Source organism: Bacillus sp. NP157, from assembly GCA_018889975.1.
In the GTDB taxonomy this organism is placed as follows: domain Bacteria; phylum Pseudomonadota; class Gammaproteobacteria; order Xanthomonadales; family Rhodanobacteraceae; genus Luteibacter.
In genome coordinates, this window is record CP076546.1 from 3820798 (window position 1) to 3838948 (window position 18151).

Here is an 18151-nt window from a genome sequence, read left to right on the forward strand (position 1 = left end):
GGCGGATGGCCTTTAACGTTCCCGCGCTGACCGATACCGAGATCCACGTCTGGCAGTTGCCGTGGGCCACGGATGCCGCGAGTGCGCCGATGATCCACGACTTGCTCGCGGGCTATGCCGGGCCGGATGCGCCTGCGGTGGCGCGTGGGGAGCACGGCAAGCCGCATTTCCCGGGCGATGCCGGGAGCCTGGGTTTCAGCTGGACGCACAGCCAGGACACGGCGCTGTTTGCCGTGGGCCGGGGCACACCGGCCTTCCAGGTTGGCGTCGACGTGGAGCGGGTGCGCCCGCGTGCCCGCGCGCTGGAACTGGCGTCGCGATTCTTCGCGCCCGGTGAGACCGCATGGCTACGCAGCCTCGCAGGGGACGACGTGCTGGCCGGATTCCTGAGCCTGTGGACGGTGAAGGAAGCCGTGCTGAAGGCCCATGGCGGCGGCCTGTCGTACGGTCTGCACCGGGTTGAGTTCGCCCCCACGGCGGCGGGCGGCCTGGCAGCGTCCGCCTTCGACGGGGACGTCGGGCCGGCCAGTGCCTGGCAGATCCACCGCCTCGGCCTGGGCGAGGGCCTGGTCGCTTCGGTGGCCTGGCGGGGTGCGTCGCGCAGCGTCCGCGTCTTCACATATCCGCTTTGAACCTTTCCCCTCCGGGGCGTGTCTTACTTGGCGTGTGTGTGTGAGCCGTGGAGTGCGCCACAGGGATGTGGCGCGTTATGCTGGGACGACAGTCATTGCGCACGTCGCGTTTTGCGGCGTGCGTTTTTTTACGGACAGTCGATGACCCTACTAAGCGTCAACCTCAACAAGATCGCCGTGCTGCGCAACTCGCGTGGCGGCACCGAACCCGATATCGCGACCGCGGCCAATACCTGCATCGATGCAGGCTGTGGCGGCCTGACCGTGCATCCGCGCCCGGACATGCGCCACGTGACGCCGGCCGACGTGCGGACCCTCGCCGGACTCCTGCGTGGACGGGTCGAATACAACATCGAAGGCAACCCCTTCGCAGGCGCCCGCGGCGCGTATCCCAGCCTGATCGAACTGTGTCGCGAGGTAAAGCCGACCCAGGTCACCCTGGTGCCGGATGGCGACGGGCAGATCACCTCGGACCACGGTTTCGACCTCACCAAGGACATCGAGACGCTGAAGCCCGTGGTTGCCGCGTTTCGCGAGATCGGCTGCCGGGTGAGCGTGTTCGTCGATGCCGGCGCGGAAGGTTTTGCCGACGCGGTGGCGATCGGGATCCAGCGCATCGAGCTTTATACCGGGCCGTATGCGCAGGCATTCCATGATGGCGATGCGCGGGTCGAGCTGGCTTCGTTCGCGGAGACGGCGCGGCGTGCGCAGAAGGCCGGGCTCGCGGTGAACGCGGGGCATGATCTTAGCCAGGCGAACCTGGGGACGTTCAAGTCGGCGATTCCTGGGTTAGCCGAGGTGTCGATTGGGCATGCGTTGATTGGGGAGGCGCTTTACCAGGGGTTGGCGAATACGGTGCGGGGGTATCTGGAGATTCTGTCGTGATCTGGGATCGCGCGCAGGCGCGCTCCTACAGGGGTGCGGCTGCCTTGTAGGAGCGCGCCTGCGCGCGACCCCAAAACACGGCGGCGCAGCCGCACCATCGCCCATAAAAAAACCCCGCCAATCGGCGGGGTTTTTGGTTTTACCGGACAGACCGATCGGTTACTGCGCGTTGACGAAACCGATCTTGGTCAGGCCCTGGCCCTTCGCGTCGGAAAGCACGCGAGCCACGACCTCGTACTGAACCGCGTCATCCGCGTCGATCTGCAGTTCCGGCTGGTTGCTCTGCTGGGCGATCACCGCGATCTGGGCGCGGAGGCCCAACTCGTCAACCGGCGTATCGTTCCAGTACAGCGAACCATCCTGGCGGATCTGCAGCCGGACGGGATCCGGCGGCGTTTCTGGCTGGACGATGTTCGGATTCGGCTGCGGAAGATCGATCTTGATCTTATGCGACAGCATCGGAGCCGTGATCATGAAGATGATCAGGAGCACCAGCATCACGTCGACGAGCGGCGTGACGTTGATGTCCGACATCGGGCCACCGGAATTACCTGAGCTGAATGCCATCGTCCTTACTCCTTACCAGTCGACATGAAGCCGACGTGGACCATGCCGGCGTCCTTGGCATCGCCAAGGATCTTCTTCACCACCTTGTACTCGGTGGTGCGATCGGCACGGATCTGGAGTTCCGGCTGCGGCGACTTGGCCGCCGCAACCGCAAACTGGGCCTTCAGTTCAGCCTCGCTGACTTCGCCGTCATTGAGGAAGTACGTACCGTCCGGCTTGACCGCGAGATCCATCGGTTCCACCGGGGTGTCATCCTTAACGTTCGGATTAGCCTTCGGCAGATCGATCTGGACCTTATGGGACATCAGCGGTGCCGTGATCATGAAGATGATCAGCAGAACCAGCATCACGTCGACGAGCGGCGTGACGTTGATTTCTGACATCGGCCCACCGGAGTTGCCCCCGCTGCTCATAGCCATGGGTCAATTCCTCTAGCGATTACTTCGTGCCTTCGACACGGGCGCCGGTGGCGAAGAAGTCGTGCAGGTCATGCGCGAATTCGTCGAACTGGGCGTAGGTCAGGCGGTTCGAGCGCATGAAGAAGTTGTACGCAAGCACGGCCGGGATAGCGGTGAACAGACCGAACGCGGTCATGATCAGAGCTTCACCCACCGGGCCAGCGACCTTATCCATCGAAGCCGAACCCGACGCTGCGATACCGATCAGGGCGTGGTAGATGCCCCACACGGTACCAAGCAGACCGATGAACGGTGCCGACGAACCGACCGTGGCGAGCAGGGTCAGGCCACCTTCCAGACGCAGGCTCTCGCGAGCCACGGCCTGGCGCAGTGCGCGGTCGATGAATTCCGAACGCGACAGCGACTCGGCGAGACGACCACCAGCAGCCTGCTGGTGATGCGCAACGGCCGAAGCGGCATCGAGCGCGATCTTCGAGAACGGTTCGCCCTTCGGCTGCTCTTCGAGCATGCGAATGGCTTCCTGGGTCGACGCGGTGTTCCAGAAGCCCTGCATCACCTTGTCGGCGCGCGAACGCACCATGCTGTTACGGATGAAGTTGGCGACGATGAAGTACCACGAGAGCACGGACATCGCGACCAGCACCACGAACACGATCCAACCGAGTGCATCGAAGTTGTGGATAAGGTGGTCGAAGCCCATCTGCTTGAGGGCGTCGGCATTGGAGTTACCTGCCGGAGCAGGCTGAGCGGAGGTGTCTTGCAACATAACGCTACCCTTGGGAAGTCAAGCGTGAACTTAAAAAGTTATAAGCCGTGGGGGCTTACAGCTGGTTTAGGTTGAACGTAACGGGGACACGTGCATAGCCTTCGACGGCCGCACCGCCTCGCTTGCCCGGGTTGAATCGCCAGTTCCTGGCCGCATCCTGCGCTGCCTTGTCCAGTTCGCGGAAACCGCTCGACTGGTCGATCTGGATGTCTTTCGGTGTGCCGTCGACAGCCACGAGGACCAGAAGTACCACCGTACCTTCATGCCGTTGGCGAACCGCCTGCGGCGGGTACTTTGGCGGGTTGCGCTGACGGTACGACAGATTTTCGCTCGGCGCGATATCCGACGGCGGTGCAGGCGGCGCGGGAGGCGCCGGCGGCGGAGCCGGGACAGGATTCGAGCTCGCTTCCTCGACAGCCGGCGGCGGCGGTGCCGGCGGCGGAGGTGTCGGAGGCGGCTTCACCTGCTGGATGATCTTCGGCGGCGGTTGCTTTGGGGGCTCCGGCGGCGGCGGCGGGGGAGGGGGCGGGGGCGGCGGCGGCTCGATGAAGTCGACCTGCACGACCTTATCTTTCTGCTTTTCCGCAGTCTTCGGCGGCGCCATGGGCGCGACCAAGACGAGGAATGCGAACGAGTGCAGCGCAATGGCTACTGCCAATGCACTGGTGCGCCCCCAACTGAACGGCGCTTGGCCGGTTGATTCGTTACTTGAGGCCATCAGTCACTATCAAGAGCTAATCAAGCGGAAGTGAGCCCGCTGCTTCCCGACGCCCGGCAAATGACACTGCCTGAACGTACGTTTCTGCAAGCGGAAAAGAAGCAAGTTACACCAGCATATAGCGTTTGTATAGCACCTGAAGGGAAGTTCGCGGGCATGCCTGCAAGCCCCCTTCTGGCACTTTACAAGGCTTACTGGTTACCTGCGGTTTTCAACCAGGCATTGGCCTTGGCAGACGTCTCAGGGTCTTGTGCTGCGAGCTTCATGTCCGCAACGGCACCCTGCTTGTTCTTCTGACCACGCTTGGCTTCCGCGCGCACCATATAGGCCTGGCCCTTATGCTGCACGCCCTTGCTGATGGCGTCCGTCGCCAGCTTTTCAGCGGCGGCGTATTTGTTTTCCTGGAGCTGCACGCGTGCTGCCTTGAGCGCCGGCTCGCCATTGGTGGCGAGGCCCGCGGCCTTGGAGTACGCATCGGCCGCGGCCGACATGTTGTCCGCGGTGATCGCCGCGTCGCCCATGAGCATGTACGTTTCGGCGCTGGGCTTGACCACGCCCTTGGTCATGCCGTCCTGGAGGACCGCGGTCGCCTTCTGGGCGTTGGTCTTCTGGCGGGCTTCGTTGTCCTGGCCGTCGATCAGGTAGACCTTGGCGAAATTGATGTACTGCTTTTCGTCCTTGATCGCGCCGGCCGCCTGGGCCTTCTCGAGAAGCGCGATGGCTTCCGGATACTTCTGCGCCTGGATCAGGGCGGACGTCGCGTTGTTCAGCGCCGTCGCGTCGTTCGGGTTCTTCTGCAGTTCGTCAGCCGCCATCGAGGCCGCCTTGTCGCCCTGGCCGGTTTCCGAATAGCTGGCCATGAGGATCTGGTCCCACGACGCCTGCGGCTTCGCGTCCGGCATCGACTTCGCCTTGGTCAGCGCAGCGATGGCTTCCGGGTACTTCTCGAGGCGGTAATCGATGTTGCCTTCGAGGCCGTACGAATCGGCGGTTTCCTTCTTGCCTTCCGCGCGCCACGACTGCAGCGTCTGCAGGGCCGGGGCGTACTGCTCATCGGCAACCTGGAACTGGGCAAGCATGTACTGCAGCTGGAAGTAGGTGTCGTTCGGCAGCACGCCGATGTCCAGCGCCTGCTTGAGCTGCACGATGGCGCCCTTCACGTCGCCGTCGTTGTACTTCATGTTGGCCAGGCCCTGGAGGGCGAGCGCCTGCGCGTACTTGCTGCTCGTGCCCGAACCATCGGCCAGCGGGGTCAGCAGCTGGGTCGCCTTGTCCTTGTCGCCGTTATTCGCAGCGTCGAGGCCGTCGTTGATGGCCTTCTGGTCCTTCTCACTCTTCAGGTCGAGCTTGGGTTCCTGGCGAGTGGCGTTCGGGTACAGCGCTTCTTTCTTGTCCTTGGGAGCGGTGTCACGCGCGATGACGGCGCCGCTGGCAAGAGAAAGTGCGATCGCGGTAGCGAGCGCCATCTTGATGAAGGAACCCTGTTTCATTGACTGACCTCGGTTTAAGGAGTCGTCGCACACGGAGGTGCTCCGGGGGACTACAGAGGTTACCCTGATTCGATTCCTAAGAACAAGTCGCAGTGCGATAAAAAAGAATAACCAAAACAATGACTTGTTAGAAGAATGTTTGTACTGACCGATTTAGGGTGATTTCTGGCCCTTGAAATCGGCTTTTACATCCACCCTACGGCGGCGAACGGTGGGTAAAAAAAACGCCCGGCCATCTTGCGACAGTCGGGCGTGTGAGCCGCGTGATCCTGCGAGGCTGACGACGATCGTCAGATATCGAGGTTGGCGACCTTCAGCGCGTTGGACTCGATGAAGTCGCGGCGCGGCTCCACGGCCTCGCCCATCAGCATCGAGAACATCTGGTCGGCGGCCACCGCATCTTCGATGCCGACCTGGAGCATGCGCCGCGTTTCCGGGTTCACCGTGGTTTCCCACAGCTGCTCCGGGTTCATTTCGCCCAGGCCCTTGAAGCGCTGGATCGTGCGGCCCTTCTTCGCTTCGTCGAGCAGCCAGTTGCGCACTTCCGCGAAGCTCACGACGCCACGCGAGCCATTGCCGCGACGGACGACCGCACCCGGCTTGAGGCTGAGCTCGGCGATCTGCGTCGCGATGCCGTTGATCGCGCGGTAATCGACGCCGTTGAAGAACGCCTGCGGCATGATCCAGGTGTGGCTGAGGCCGTGCTGCATGCGCTCGACTTCGACGGCAGCGCCCTGCTCGTTCAGCGCCGGGCGGAAGCGCAGCGCGTAGGTCGGCTTGCCCAGGCCACTGGCGCTGAGGCGACGGGCCAGGCCATCCAGCCAGCCCTGCATCGACGCGGCGTCGGCCCAGAAGCCTTCCTGCAGCGGGGTGTGCTCGATCATCGCGTTGAGCACCGCAGTGTCGAAGCGGTGGGTCATGCGATCGATCTGGTCCAGCGCGGCCTGGTAGTCGCGCAGCAGCTTCTCGAGCGCTTCGCCGCCGATACCGGGGGCGCCGTCTTCGGGCTGCAGCGACGCGTTGTCCACGGCGCTGGAGATCAGGAAGTCGTTCAGGACGCCGTCGTCCTTGATGTAGAGCTCCTGCTTGCCCTGCTTCACCTTGTACAGCGGCGGCAGGCCGATGTAGACGTGGCCACGCTCGATCAGCTCGGGCATCTGGCGGTAGAAGAAGGTCAGCAGCAGCGTGCGGATGTGGGATCCGTCCACGTCCGCATCGGTCATGATGATGATGCGGTGGTAGCGGAGCTTGTCCGGGTTGTACTCGTCCTTACCGATGCCCGTGCCCAGCGCGGTGATCAGCGTGCCGACTTCGGCGGAGGCGATCATCTTGTCGAAGCGCGCCTTCTCCACGTTGAGGATCTTACCCTTCAACGGCAGCACGGCCTGCGTCCGGCGATTGCGGCCCTGCTTGGCCGAGCCACCTGCGGAGTCACCCTCGACCAGGAACAGTTCGGACAGGGCCGGATCCTTCTCCTGGCAGTCGGCCAGCTTGCCCGGCAGGCCGGCGATATCCAGCGCGCCCTTGCGACGGGTCATTTCACGGGCTTTGCGGGCGGCCTCGCGGGCACGCGCGGCATCCACCGCCTTGGAAGCGATGGCCTTGGCCTCGGCCGGATGCTCGAGCAGGAACTCGGCCAGCTTGTCGTTCACGACCTGCTCGACCGCGGTCTTCACTTCGCTGGAAACCAGCTTGTCCTTGGTCTGCGACGAAAACTTCGGATCGGGCACCTTCACCGAGAGCACGGCGATCATGCCTTCACGCATGTCATCGCCGGACAGGCCGACCTTCGCGTTCTTGGCGATGCCTTCCTTCTCGACGTAGTTCTGCAGCGTACGCGTCAGCGCGGCGCGGAAGCCGGTGAGGTGGGTACCGCCGTCACGCTGGGGGATGTTGTTGGTGAAGCAGAACATCGTCTCCTGGTAGGCGTCGGTCCACTGCATGGCCACTTCGACCGTGATGCCATCGCCGGTTTCGGCGCTGAAGCTCACGACATTGGGGTGCAGCGCGGTCTTCAGCTGGGCCAGGTGCTGGACGAAGGACTTGATGCCGCCCTCGTACGCGAAGATGTCCTTGCGATCGTTGCGCTCATCGACCAGCTCGATGGTGACGCCCGAGTTCAGGAACGCCAGCTCGCGCAGACGCTTCGCGAGGATGTCGTAGTGGAACTCGATGTTGTTGGTGAACGTCGCGGGGCTGGGCAGGAAGCGAACCATCGTGCCGCGACGGGTGCTGTCGGCAAAGGCTTCGATGGGAGCCTGCGGCTCGCCGTGGGCGTAGGTCTGGCGGTATTCCTTGCCATCGCGCCAGATGGTCAGCCAGAGCTTCTCGCTGAGCGCGTTGACCACGGAAACGCCAACGCCGTGCAGGCCGCCCGAGACTTTGTAGGAGTTCGCATCGAACTTGCCGCCCGCGTGGAGCACGGTCATGACCACCTCGGCGGTCGAGATGCCCTCCTCCGGGTGAACCTCGACCGGGATGCCGCGGCCGTTGTCGGCCACGCTGACCGAACCGTCTTGTTGGATGACTACGGTGACGTAGTCGCAGTAGCCGGCCAGCGCTTCATCGATCGCGTTGTCGACGACCTCGAAAACCATGTGATGCAGGCCGGTGCCATCGTCCGTGTCACCGATGTACATGCCAGGGCGCTTGCGCACGGCGTCCAGGCCCTTGAGGACCTTGATGCTGCCGGAGTCGTAGGCGTTCGAGTTGGTCGGATCGAGAGGTTCGTTCATGCGAGGCCTGGTGATAACGCAGGTGGCAGCCCCGGCCCGCAAGCGCGGCGCCAGGTCAGTCGGTCGATTATAGCAAAGCTGTCACCCCACCCTGTTCCACGTGGAACACAGTGGCTGGTTGGGAGGAAAGGGCTTGCGGAACCTCGGTACCGGTCACCAGTACCTGGACATCGCGACCCAGAAGCTGGGCGACTACCCACTCTTGATGGGTGCGATCCAGCTCCGATGCAAGGTCGTCCAGGCAGACCACGGGCCACTCGCCGCGGATTTCCGCGTGCAGGGCAGCTTGGCCCAGGAGGCAGGCGAGTGCGCAGAGCTTTTCCTGTCCGCGGGACAGGTGTTCCCGCAGCGGTGCCTGTTCGAACGCAATCGTGAAGTCCGCCCGGTGGGGGCCAGCCGTGGTGTGTCCACGCCCCAGGTCGCGACCCCGCCGTTCGACGAGGGTCGTTGCCAGGTCGGTGGATTCGTCCCAACCCGGCTTGTAGCGCAGGGCGAAGGTGCCGAGTTCCGGCAGCATATTGGCCATGAAGGCCTGGATATGTGGCACGAGTCGGTCGAGGTAGCCCGCCCGGTAGGCGGAAAGCGCCTCGCCTGAGCTGGCCAGTTCCGATTCCCAGGGCTCAATGAGACCAGGATCCAGCGGTGGTCCGCCTCTTAGTAAGGCGTTCCGCTGTTTCAGGGCGCGCTGGTAGCGCCGCCACTGATTCACGAAACCATGTTCCACGTGGAACAAACCCCAATCGAGGAACTGGCGACGTTCTTCGGACGCACCGGCGATCAGGTCGTGCGAACCCGGTTCGAAGCAGACGACGGCGCACTCCTGAACCAGGGCACCCAGCGATACGGCGTCGCCATCCACCCTCGCCTGCCAACGACTGCCTTCGCGTCCCAGTCCAAGCCGGCGGGTCTGGTCATGGCCGGAATTCACTTCGGCGAACACCGACAGGCTGTTCGAGCCGCGCTTGAGCAGCACGTCTCGCGAGCCGGCGCGGAATGAGCGGCCGTGGGAAAGCAGAAACGCGGCTTCCAGGATGCTGGTCTTACCCGCCCCGTTGTCACCCACGAATACGTTGATGCCTGGCGCAGGCACCAGGGATACCGCTTCAAGGCAACGCAAACCGGCGATCCGCAACGACTCGAACTTCATTCCCGCCCTTACCCGTGCCAAAACGAACAACGCCGGGGTGTCGAAGACATCCCCGGCGTCGTGGGCCGAACTTTACCTTGTCACCCGGTCAGAGGCGAAGCGGCATCACCACGTGGCGCGCTTCGTCGTTGCCCTCTTCCTGCAACAGGCAGCTGGACTGGGCATCGCGCAGGTTGAGGCGGACCTTCTCACCGCGCAGCGCACCGAGTGCGTCCAGCAGGTAGCCCACGTTGAAACCCACCGCGAGGTCGCTGACCGAGGTCTCGGCTTCGACTTCTTCCTGGGCTTCTTCCTGCTCCGGGTTGTGCGCCACGATCTTGATGTGGCCCGGCTGCAGCTCGAGCTTCACGCCGCGGTATTTCTCGTTCGACAGAATGGCCGCGCGTTGCAGGGCACTGCGCAGCACATCGCGCTCGATCGTGGCGGTCTTGTCGGCGCCGAGCGGGATCACCGCTTCGTAATCCGGGAAACGGCCATCGATCAGCTTCGACGTGAACTGCACGCCGCCACGGCGGACACGCAGGTGGTTGCGACCGAATTCGAGCTCGACGGTGCCCTCGCCCGATTCGAACAGGCCGATCAGCTCATTCACGCCCTTGCGGGGAATGATGATCTGGCGACGTGCGGAGACGGAGCTTTCCAGGCGCGTTTCCTTCAGGGCCAGGCGATGGCCGTCGGTCGCCACGCAGCGCAGCGTGTGTTCCTGCAGGTCCAGCAGCATGCCGTTGAGGTAGTAGCGCACATCCTGGTTCGCCATCGCGAAGGCCGTGCGCTCCATCAGGTCGCGCAGAACATCTTCCGGCAGCGTTACCCGCTCGACCAGCTCGATTTCATCGATGGTCGGGAACTCACCCGCCGGCAGCGTCGCCAGCGTGAAACGGCTGCGACCGGCATTCAGCGCGATGCGATCGCTGTTGAGCTTGACGTCGATCTTCGCACCGTCGGGCAGTGCGCGAACGATGTCGAACAGCTTGCGCGCCGGAATGGTGATTTCGCCTTCCTGCACGGCATCGGCGGCGGTGGTCGCCACCATCTCGACTTCGAGGTCCGTGCCGGTGAACGAAACTTCGCTACCGGAGGCACGCACGAGGAGGTTGGCCAGCACCGGCAGCGTCTGGCGGCGTTCGACAACGCCCACGACTTGCTGCAGGGGTTTTAGCAGTACTTCCCTCTGGATGCTGAATTGCATGCGTCCCCTACTCCTGCTTTTAATGTTTTTAAGATTTATATAGTGGTTGTTGTTAGGCCTGTTGATATCTTGAAAAGTCCGATTTCATCTTACTTTTCAGCATGTTATTGCTTGATATCGACTGACTTCCAACGACGGTTTCGTGTGGGTGATCTGTGGATAACTTCGAGGGTCAAAACCGTCCTCAGTTCATCCACCTATTATCCACAGGTTCTCAGCCCGTCAAGATACGAATCAACTGTTCCCAGTCCTGGCGCATACGCACGTCCTTTTCGCAGAAACCGCGGATGGTCCGGCACGCATGGAGCACCGTCGTGTGGTCGCGGCCACCGAACGCCTCACCGATCTCCGGCAGGCTGTGCTCGGTCAATTCCTTGGACAGGGCCATGGCGACCTGCCGCGGGCGCGCCAGGGAGCGCACACGGCGCTTGGAGAGCAGGTCGGACAGGCGAACCTGGTAGTAGTCGGCCACCGTCTTCTGGATGTTCGGCACCGTGACCGCCTGCGCATGCGTATTAAGCAGGTCGCGCAGGGTTTCCTCGGCGAAGTCCGTGGTGATCGAACGCCGGTAGAAGTTAGCTCGCGCCGCCAGCGTATTGAGCGCGCCTTCCAGGTCGCGCACGTTGGAACGGATCCGCTTGGCCAGCAGCATGGCCACGTCCTCGGACAATCCCATGTCCTTGTCCGCCGCCTTGGACAGCAGGATGGCCGCGCGCGTCTCGAAGTCCGGCGGCTCGATGGCCACGGAAAGACCCCAGCCCAGGCGCGACTTCAGCCGCGGCTCGAGCTTGTCCAGCTCCTTCGGATAGCGGTCGCAGGTCAGGATGATCTGCTGCTTGGCTTCGAACAGCGCATTGAAGGTGTGGAAGAACTCCTCCTGCGTGGTGTCCTTGCCGGCGAAGAACTGGATGTCGTCGATCAGCAGCGCATCCACCGAACGGAAGCGACGCTTGAAGTCATCCATGTTCTTTTGCTGCAGGGCCTTGACCATGCCGCTGACGAACTGCTCCGAACGCAGGTAAAGCACCTTCGCTTCGGGATTGTTCTGCAACAGCAGGTTTCCGGCCGCATGCATGAGATGGGTCTTGCCCAGGCCGGTGCCGCCGTAAAGCAGCAGCGGGTTATAGGCGCGGCCGGGATTCATCGCCACCTGCATGGCCGCGGCCTTGCCGAGCTGGTTGGACTTGCCTTCGACGAACGTTTCGAAGGTGTAGTGCGGATCCAGGTTATGGACGTGCACGGGCTCGGGCGTGGGCTCGTACGTGCGGGCCGGTGCCGTGGACGGAGCAGGAGCGGGCGCGCTCGCAGCGATCGACGACGCCGGGCGTGCCGGTGCCGGGCGCGCGCCATGCGAACCCACTTCGAGGCGGACGGGCAGGGGATGCCCGGCCAGGTGCTCGATGATGGCTTCGATCCGCACCAGGAACTGCTGCCGCACCGTGTCGAGCGAATAAGGGTTTGGCGCATACAGGTACAAGCCCGTGCCGTCTTCCCTGGCCTGCAAGGGCATGAGCCAGGTATGGACGTCTTCGGAGCTCAATTCGCCATCAAGACGCTCGAGACAGCGCCTCCAGAGATCACTCATCGGGTATTCTTTGCCACAGCGTGAAGGGGCGCTTGCGCGCGGGGTGGACGATGAAGTCTACCAGCGTTCCGCCCCACCCTCCGGACCGGTGCCGCCCGGCACGCCGCGTAGTCCCCTGCCCAACCGGTTGACATCCTTCGGGAATGTCCCGCATACTTCTGGGCCTTTTTCTATCTTCACCCGGATGTAAGCGCCATGAAGCGTACTTTCCAGCCCAGCAAGCTCAAGCGCGCCCGTACGCACGGCTTCCGCGCCCGGATGGCCACGGCCGACGGCCGCAAGATCCTGAACGCGCGCCGCGCGAAGGGTCGCAAGCGCCTGATCCCGTAAGCGGTTCGACGGTCGTGCGAGCCGCAGCCCTGCCGCGCGATGCGCGGCTACGCCGCGCCGCCGACTTCGCAGCCCTGCGAACTGTCAGCGGTCGCCTCGGCGGCCGCTGTTTTCTTTTGCGTTTCGGAAACAACGACGAAAGTACCGCCCGGCTCGGCCTGGCGATCTCGAAGCGGTGTTCCAAGCGCGCGGTCGATCGCAACCGGATCAAGCGCCTCGCGCGTGAGGCGTTTCGTCGCGCCCGTCCCGACCTGCCGCCCGTCGACATCCTCGTCATGGCCCGCGATAGCGCGGTCCAGGTCGACGGTGCCGACCTGCTGGCCGAACTCGACGCCCTGCTCCGCCGCATCAAGCCGTTGAAGCGAGAGGGTGCCGACGGCACAATCGCGCGTTGACTTCTTTACCGCCCGCCTGCCCGGCCAACCGCCGCGGCGCCTAACGGATCTGGCTCAAGCTGATGAATCAAACGCGCACGCTCCTCTTCTTCGCGCTCATGTTCGTGGCGTATGTGCTGTGGACGCAGTGGGAGCAGGACTACGGTCCCAAGCCGCCTGCCCAGGCCACACCGGCAGCCCAGGTCGACGGCAAGCCCGCCGCCGACGGCAGTGTCCCCGGTGCCACCGGCCCGGCGAACGTCCCGTCCGATTCCGCGGCCGCTCCTGCCGGCAAGGCCGAGCTGGTCACCCTGCAGAACGACGTACTGCGCCTGACCATCGATACGCGCGGTGGCAGCGTCGTCCGTTCGGAACTCCTTTATTACCCGAACCAGCCGGTGACCCGGAACAATCCGACGCCGCCGCCGGCGCGCCTCCTCGACGACGACGCGAAGACCTTCTTCGCCGCGCAGGACGGCCTGGTCAGCAATAACGGCGCGGCGCCGGACCATCGCGCGCTGTTCCACGCCGAGAAGACCCAGGTGGTGATGGCCAACGGCGAGAAGTCGGTCAGCCTCGACCTCACCTGGTCCGACCCGTCGGGCGTGAAGGTGACCAAGCGCTACACGCTCAAGCGCATGGACTACGTGGTCGACCTCGACCAGCGCATCGAAAACGGTTCGCAGGCCACCTGGACCGGCAACGCCTACCAGCAGCTGCAGCGCGCACCGGCCGAGAAGGCCAGCTGGTTCAAGTCGTACACCGACCCGGCCCAGCACAGCTTCCTCGGCGCCGGCTGGTACAGCCCGGATTCCAAGTTCGAAACGCTGAACTTCGCCGACTTCCAGAAGAAGCCGCTCAACCGCCCGATCACCGGCGGCTGGGCGAGCATGCTGCAGCACTACTTCCTGGTCGCGTGGATTCCGCCGGCCGACCAGGCCGTGACCTACAGCACCAACATCGTCGATCCGAATTCGGCCACGCCGCGCTATCTCGTGCGCGCCTTCGGGCCGGCGATCCCGGTCGCCCCGGGCCAGGCCGCCGACAGTGTCGCCCGCCTTTATGTCGGTCCGCGCCTGCAGGGCACGCTCGACGCGATCGCGCCGGGCCTCGACCTGACCGCGAACTACGGCTGGCTGACCATCATCGCCACCCCGCTCCACTGGCTGCTGTCGCAGCTGCACGCCATCAGCGGTAACTGGGGCGTGGCCATCATCCTGCTGGTGCTGCTGATCAAGGCCGCCCTGTTCAAGTTGACCGACGCCCAGTTCCGTTCGGGTGCCCGCATGCGCAAGCTCCAGCCGCGCGTCCAGGCCCTGAAGGAGCGTTACGGCGACGACCGCATGAAGATGCAGCAGGCGATGATGGAGCTGTACAAGAAGGAGAAGGTGAATCCGATGGCGGGTTGCCTGCCCATCCTGATCACCTTCCCGATCTTCATCGGCCTGCTCCGCGTGCTGTCGGAATCCATCGAACTGCGCCACGCGCCGTTCTTCGGCTGGATCCATGACCTCTCGGCGCCGGATCCCTTCTATGTGCTGCCGGTGCTCTACTTCCTGGTCACCCTGCTCACCCAGCGGATGATGCCGACGGCGGGCATGGATCCGACCCAGGCCAAGATGATGAAGGTGATGCCGCTGATCTTCGGCGTGTTCTTCGCCTTCTTCCCGTCTGGCCTCGTGCTGTACTGGACCGTCAACGGTGCGACCAGCCTGCTCCAGCAGTGGTGGATCAATCGCAGTGTCGACCAGCAGCACGAAAAGGCTCGCACGGCATAACCCCGTGAGCCACGGCACCGACACCATCGCGGCCATCGCCACCGGCGCCGGCGCGGCCGGTGTCGGTGCCGTTCGCATTTCTGGCCCGCTGGCACCGGCGATCGCCGAAACGATGCTCGGCCGCACGCCGAAGCCACGCCACGCACACTTCGCTGCCTTCCGCGATGCGCATGGCGACCTGATCGATCGCGGCCTGCTGTTGTTCTTTCCCGGGCCGGCCTCTTTCACCGGCGAGCACACCCTGGAACTCCAGGGCCACGGCAGCGCGGTGTTGCTCGACGCCCTGCTTCGCCGCTGCATCGACCTGGGTGCACGGCTTGCCCGACCCGGCGAATTCACCGAGCGCGCATTCCTCAACGGCAAGCTCGACCTCGCCCAGGCGGAGGCCGTGGCCGACGTCGTCAGCGCTACGTCCGAAGCAAGTGCCCGGGCCGCGCTGCGTTCGATGGAAGGCGTGTTCTCGGCGCGCGTGGATGACCTGCTCGCGGAGATGATCGCGTTGCGCGTGCACATCGAAGCCGCCATCGACTTCCCCGAAGAAGAAATCGATTTCCTCGCCGATCCAGTCATCGGTGAGCAGCTCGCGTCGCTGCGCACGAACCTCGATGCCTTGCTGGTGGAAACGCGCCGCGGCGTGCGTCTCAATGACGGCATCACTGTTGCGATCGTCGGGCGGCCCAACGCTGGCAAGTCGAGCCTGCTGAATGCGCTGGCCGGCGCCGAGCGCGCCATCGTCACCGACATCGCCGGCACGACACGCGATGTCCTGCGCGAGGCGATTCGCATCGACGGCGTATCACTCGAACTTGCCGACACGGCAGGCTTGCGCGAATCGGACGACATCGTCGAACGCGAAGGCATCCGTCGCGCGCGTGCGCAGCTCGAGCGTTGCGATGTCGCGATCCTGGTCACCGACGAACAGCATGCGTCGCAGGACCTCGGCTTCTTCGAAGGAACGCCCGCCCATGCGGCGCGTATCGTCGTGGTCAACAAGATCGACCTGGGCGCAACGCCCGCGCATCGTGAAGCCGCGGTCGGTCACGAGACACTGTGGTTGTCTGCACGCACGGGCGATGGTCTCGATGCACTGCGAACCATGCTTCGCGACCTGGCCACCGCCGGTGCGGGTGATGGCGCATTCAGTGCACGTCGCCGTCATGTCGTCGCACTCGAACAAGTGCAGGCGCACCTGGCGACCACCGCGGATGCATTGCATGGATCACACGCGGGTGAACTGGCTGCGGAAGAACTCCGGCACGCACAGCAGGCGCTTGGGGAAATCACGGGCGCTTATTCGTCCGACGATTTGCTAGGGGCTATTTTTAGTTCGTTCTGTATTGGGAAGTGACCGTCGAGCACTGTTCGTCGATGCGACGAAAGCCTCGATAGCAATATCGTTGCACTGGCTCGGAAACGGTTCGTCTCCACGTACCTGAGAGATCGAACGGGTTGATGAGATCAAGCCCGCATCCATCGAAATCCCTGACGTCGCGGGTTGCAAGCGCAGCACCCCGAGAGCGCGCAATGGCCGCGATCATCGCGTCGCATGGATGTATCGGCCGGCCCCTCACCTTACGTTCGGCAAGGATCATTGCGTAATGGTGAGCGGACCATTGGTCGAATACCAACGTCTTCGCACCGAAGGTCTCGTCGAGCAGCTTGAACGTCGACGCTTCCAACTCACGTCGTCGGCTTCCGTCCGGCAAGCAGAAGAGACCCACAAGAGCTTCAGCCCTGGTGATTGACGTAAGGAAAACATCGTCGTCAGTTAATCCGCCGAACCACGTCGCCACGGCGCGATCGGGCGATTGTTTGCCCAGTTCGGAGATGATGTTCGTATCGAGGATAATCATATCGCGACCACTCAGTCCTTCCTGGTACCGGTGAGGCGCTTCTGCACCTTGTCGAAGTGGTCGTTGAGCCGCTGCTCCGCCTCTTCGTCGCTTAGGTCATCGAGGTAGCTGAAGTCGTTCCACAGATCGAGCAACCAGGTCTGGTCGCGATCGCCAAAGGCACCCTGGCATTCCGTTCTGACCACGCTGGTTGTCAGGTTGTAAATAACCGACTGCAAGATGTAGAGCGCTTCTACGTCGGCAGTTCGCCCATGCTCAGCGGCGCGAGTTTCGAGCTCGGCGATGACATGCTTGTCTTTGATCGTGATAGTCATGGTCAGCATATTGACTCGGCAAAGCGTCGTCGCCTACGCGGCGTAGTACGCCAATCTGAGTAGGCTTTGGCTGACAAAGCGATACGGCTTGTAAGGTTTTGGTTGCACCAACGGATGACCGATGCGTCCGAAGTGCTGAGTGCCTAGAGTGGCCTTTGACGGCATTCATGGAGAGCCATCGTGAGAAAATGTGTCGCCACCATCCTGGCAACCGCGCTGTGTTTGATATCGGGCATTGTCTCTGCTGATGGAAATCAGTTCCGTTTTCTCGACGAACCGGGCCCGCTACCCGTAGGCCTGCGAATAGAGAACAAGACCGACCCCTCGCGTCCTTTCCGTCCCAACGACGCATCTGCCCACACGGTACCCAGGCCCTATCAGATCCTTGTCTGGTATCCGGCCGCAGCCGTTAGCGGCACGCCCCTGACCGTCGGCGACTATGCCGCGCTATTCGATACCGAGCTCGATGCCAGCGCGCCAGGTAATACGGGTAGCCGGTGGCGCAGGCAATTGGCGTCGACGTCGGCGGTTCGCCTGCGGGCAGCGAAAAACGCCGCGCCTGCGATGCGCCGCTTCCCGGTCGTGGTCTACACACCGAGCGATTCGTCTGTGTCGTGGGAAAGCGCGGACGTGTGCGAGTACCTCGCCAGCCACGGCTATGTCGTCGTGGCGAGTCCATCCATGGGCGAGGCATCGCGCGACATGACGGACGACCTGCCGGGGATCCGGGCACAAGCGCGGGATGTGTCATTCCTCATCGATTACGCGACGTCGTTGAGAAACACCGACGCGTCGCGCGTCGCCGCGATGGGATTCAGTTGGGGCGGCCTCGCCAACCTCTTCGCCGCGGTACGCGATCCAAGGATCAAGGCGCTCGTCAGCATGGAGGGTAGCGAGCGCTATTTCCCGGGGCTGGTGAAGCACTCGGGCGACGTCGATCCGGCGCGGATGCGGATCCCGCTGCTGTACTTCACCGAGAGCGACGCGAACCTTCTGGAGCGCCTGGACAAGTACGACGACAGCCCGGCTACCGATCGCACTGGGCCAAACGTGCTGAACGCGTGGACCCAAGGTGACCTGGTGACGGCGACGATGCTAGGCATGTCCCATGGCGAATTCAGCGCCATGTTCCAGCGCCGGAAAAGCGATGCGGATTTCGCCGAAGACCAGGTTGCCGACTACGGACGCGAAGACGTCAACACGAGCTACGCCCTCGTCGCACGCTACGCATTGGCCTTCCTGGACGCCTCACTGAAGGGCAAAGGTGATCGGGCGGAGCTCGGCAAGACGCGTGCTCCGCCTGCCCACTTCCTCGGGATGACGTTTCGAAAGGCCACGGCGCCCGAGGGCGTGACGGACCGATAGGACG

At 63.5% G+C, this 18151-nt stretch carries 18 protein-coding genes; 7 read left to right on the top strand and 11 right to left on the bottom strand.

The features are described from left to right. The first annotated feature begins 5 nt into the window (after positions 1–5). Together KPL74_17480 and KPL74_17485 are read left to right on the top strand one after the other, a co-directional pair. The gene (locus KPL74_17480) at positions 6–632 is read left to right on the top strand and encodes a 4'-phosphopantetheinyl transferase superfamily protein (GenBank protein ID QWT19526.1); all 627 of its coding nucleotides are present in this window, start codon (positions 6–8) and stop codon (positions 630–632) included. A 177-nt stretch (positions 633–809) separates the two neighbouring features. Beyond that, positions 810–1517, top strand: a complete 708-nt coding sequence (locus tag KPL74_17485; GenBank protein ID QWT19527.1) for a pyridoxine 5'-phosphate synthase — start codon at positions 810–812, stop codon at positions 1515–1517. Positions 1518–1676: 159 nt separating this feature from the next. On the opposite strand, the gene KPL74_17490 is transcribed toward KPL74_17485, so the two are convergent. The 9 genes from KPL74_17490 to dnaA form a co-directional block, all read right to left on the bottom strand. After that, complete coding sequence (locus KPL74_17490; protein ID QWT19528.1) at positions 1677–2084, bottom strand: biopolymer transporter ExbD; 408 nt, start codon at positions 2082–2084, stop codon at positions 1677–1679. A 5-nt stretch (positions 2085–2089) separates the two neighbouring features. Further along, positions 2090–2503: a biopolymer transporter ExbD gene (locus tag KPL74_17495; protein ID QWT19529.1), complete on the bottom strand. Its 414-nt coding sequence runs from the start codon at positions 2501–2503 to the stop codon at positions 2090–2092. Between the two features lie 19 nt (positions 2504–2522). Further along, entirely contained in the window at positions 2523–3269 is a 747-nt protein-coding gene (locus KPL74_17500) for a MotA/TolQ/ExbB proton channel family protein (protein ID QWT19530.1), read from the bottom strand. Between the two features lie 55 nt (positions 3270–3324). After that, positions 3325–3987, bottom strand: coding sequence for an energy transducer TonB (locus KPL74_17505; GenBank protein QWT19531.1), 663 nt, complete (start codon positions 3985–3987; stop codon positions 3325–3327). Positions 3988–4178: 191 nt separating this feature from the next. After that, a complete protein-coding gene (locus tag KPL74_17510) occupies positions 4179–5477 on the bottom strand; it encodes a hypothetical protein (GenBank protein ID QWT19532.1) in 1299 nt (432 codons plus the stop codon). Positions 5478–5767: 290 nt separating this feature from the next. After that, the gene (gene gyrB, locus KPL74_17515) at positions 5768–8212 is read right to left on the bottom strand and encodes a DNA topoisomerase (ATP-hydrolyzing) subunit B (GenBank protein QWT19533.1); all 2445 of its coding nucleotides are present in this window, start codon (positions 8210–8212) and stop codon (positions 5768–5770) included. A gap of 67 nt (positions 8213–8279) precedes the next feature. Next, positions 8280–9344: a DNA replication/repair protein RecF gene (gene recF, locus KPL74_17520; protein QWT19534.1), complete on the bottom strand. Its 1065-nt coding sequence runs from the start codon at positions 9342–9344 to the stop codon at positions 8280–8282. A 103-nt stretch (positions 9345–9447) separates the two neighbouring features. After that, positions 9448–10548: a DNA polymerase III subunit beta gene (gene dnaN, locus KPL74_17525; protein ID QWT19535.1), complete on the bottom strand. Its 1101-nt coding sequence runs from the start codon at positions 10546–10548 to the stop codon at positions 9448–9450. A 214-nt stretch (positions 10549–10762) separates the two neighbouring features. Next, complete coding sequence (gene dnaA, locus KPL74_17530; GenBank protein ID QWT19536.1) at positions 10763–12133, bottom strand: chromosomal replication initiator protein DnaA; 1371 nt, start codon at positions 12131–12133, stop codon at positions 10763–10765. A gap of 195 nt (positions 12134–12328) precedes the next feature. Here dnaA and rpmH point away from each other — a divergent pair, with 195 nt between their 5' ends. From rpmH to mnmE, 4 genes are all read left to right on the top strand, one after another. After that, on the top strand, positions 12329–12463 hold the full coding sequence (rpmH, locus tag KPL74_17535) for a 50S ribosomal protein L34 (protein QWT19537.1): 135 nt from the start codon (positions 12329–12331) through the stop codon (positions 12461–12463). Between the two features lie 14 nt (positions 12464–12477). Beyond that, positions 12478–12858 carry a ribonuclease P protein component gene (gene rnpA / locus KPL74_17540; GenBank protein ID QWT19538.1) on the top strand — a complete coding sequence of 127 codons (381 nt, stop codon included), beginning with the start codon at positions 12478–12480 and terminating at the stop codon, positions 12856–12858. Between the two features lie 62 nt (positions 12859–12920). Further along, positions 12921–14615 carry a membrane protein insertase YidC gene (gene yidC / locus KPL74_17545; protein ID QWT19539.1) on the top strand — a complete coding sequence of 565 codons (1695 nt, stop codon included), beginning with the start codon at positions 12921–12923 and terminating at the stop codon, positions 14613–14615. A gap of 25 nt (positions 14616–14640) precedes the next feature. Next, positions 14641–15963, top strand: a complete 1323-nt coding sequence (gene mnmE, locus KPL74_17550; GenBank protein ID QWT22637.1) for a tRNA uridine-5-carboxymethylaminomethyl(34) synthesis GTPase MnmE — start codon at positions 14641–14643, stop codon at positions 15961–15963. Here mnmE and KPL74_17555 read toward each other — a convergent pair. Together KPL74_17555 and KPL74_17560 are read right to left on the bottom strand one after the other, a co-directional pair. Beyond that, positions 15938–16468, bottom strand: coding sequence for a type II toxin-antitoxin system VapC family toxin (locus tag KPL74_17555; protein QWT19540.1), 531 nt, complete (start codon positions 16466–16468; stop codon positions 15938–15940). The genes mnmE and KPL74_17555 overlap by 26 nt on opposite strands. 11 nt (positions 16469–16479) lie before the next feature. Further along, the gene (locus tag KPL74_17560; protein QWT19541.1) at positions 16480–16782 is read right to left on the bottom strand and encodes a hypothetical protein; all 303 of its coding nucleotides are present in this window, start codon (positions 16780–16782) and stop codon (positions 16480–16482) included. A 180-nt stretch (positions 16783–16962) separates the two neighbouring features. On the opposite strand from KPL74_17560, the gene KPL74_17565 reads away from it, so the two are divergent. After that, the gene (locus tag KPL74_17565) at positions 16963–18147 is read left to right on the top strand and encodes a dienelactone hydrolase family protein (GenBank protein ID QWT19542.1); all 1185 of its coding nucleotides are present in this window, start codon (positions 16963–16965) and stop codon (positions 18145–18147) included. Positions 18148–18151 lie beyond the last annotated feature (4 nt).

Bases quoted from the DNA above. Each gene is read 5' to 3' on its own strand.
- KPL74_17500 (QWT19530.1), bottom strand. From the start codon at position 3,269: ATGTTGCAAGACACCTCCGCTCAGCCTGCTCCGGCAGGTAACTCCAAT.
- gyrB (QWT19533.1), bottom strand. From the start codon at position 8,212: ATGAACGAACCTCTCGATCCGACCAACTCGAACGCCTACGACTCCGGC.
- rpmH (QWT19537.1), top strand. From the start codon at position 12,329: ATGAAGCGTACTTTCCAGCCCAGCAAGCTCAAGCGCGCCCGTACGCAC.
- KPL74_17480 (QWT19526.1), top strand. From the start codon at position 6: ATGGCCTTTAACGTTCCCGCGCTGACCGATACCGAGATCCACGTCTGG.
- KPL74_17510 (QWT19532.1), bottom strand. From the start codon at position 5,477: ATGAAACAGGGTTCCTTCATCAAGATGGCGCTCGCTACCGCGATCGCA.
- dnaA (QWT19536.1), bottom strand. From the start codon at position 12,133: ATGAGTGATCTCTGGAGGCGCTGTCTCGAGCGTCTTGATGGCGAATTG.
- KPL74_17490 (QWT19528.1), bottom strand. From the start codon at position 2,084: ATGGCATTCAGCTCAGGTAATTCCGGTGGCCCGATGTCGGACATCAAC.
- dnaN (QWT19535.1), bottom strand. From the start codon at position 10,548: ATGCAATTCAGCATCCAGAGGGAAGTACTGCTAAAACCCCTGCAGCAA.
- KPL74_17495 (QWT19529.1), bottom strand. From the start codon at position 2,503: ATGGCTATGAGCAGCGGGGGCAACTCCGGTGGGCCGATGTCAGAAATC.
- KPL74_17555 (QWT19540.1), bottom strand. From the start codon at position 16,468: ATGATTATCCTCGATACGAACATCATCTCCGAACTGGGCAAACAATCG.
- KPL74_17560 (QWT19541.1), bottom strand. From the start codon at position 16,782: ATGACTATCACGATCAAAGACAAGCATGTCATCGCCGAGCTCGAAACT.
- KPL74_17505 (QWT19531.1), bottom strand. From the start codon at position 3,987: ATGGCCTCAAGTAACGAATCAACCGGCCAAGCGCCGTTCAGTTGGGGG.
- yidC (QWT19539.1), top strand. From the start codon at position 12,921: ATGAATCAAACGCGCACGCTCCTCTTCTTCGCGCTCATGTTCGTGGCG.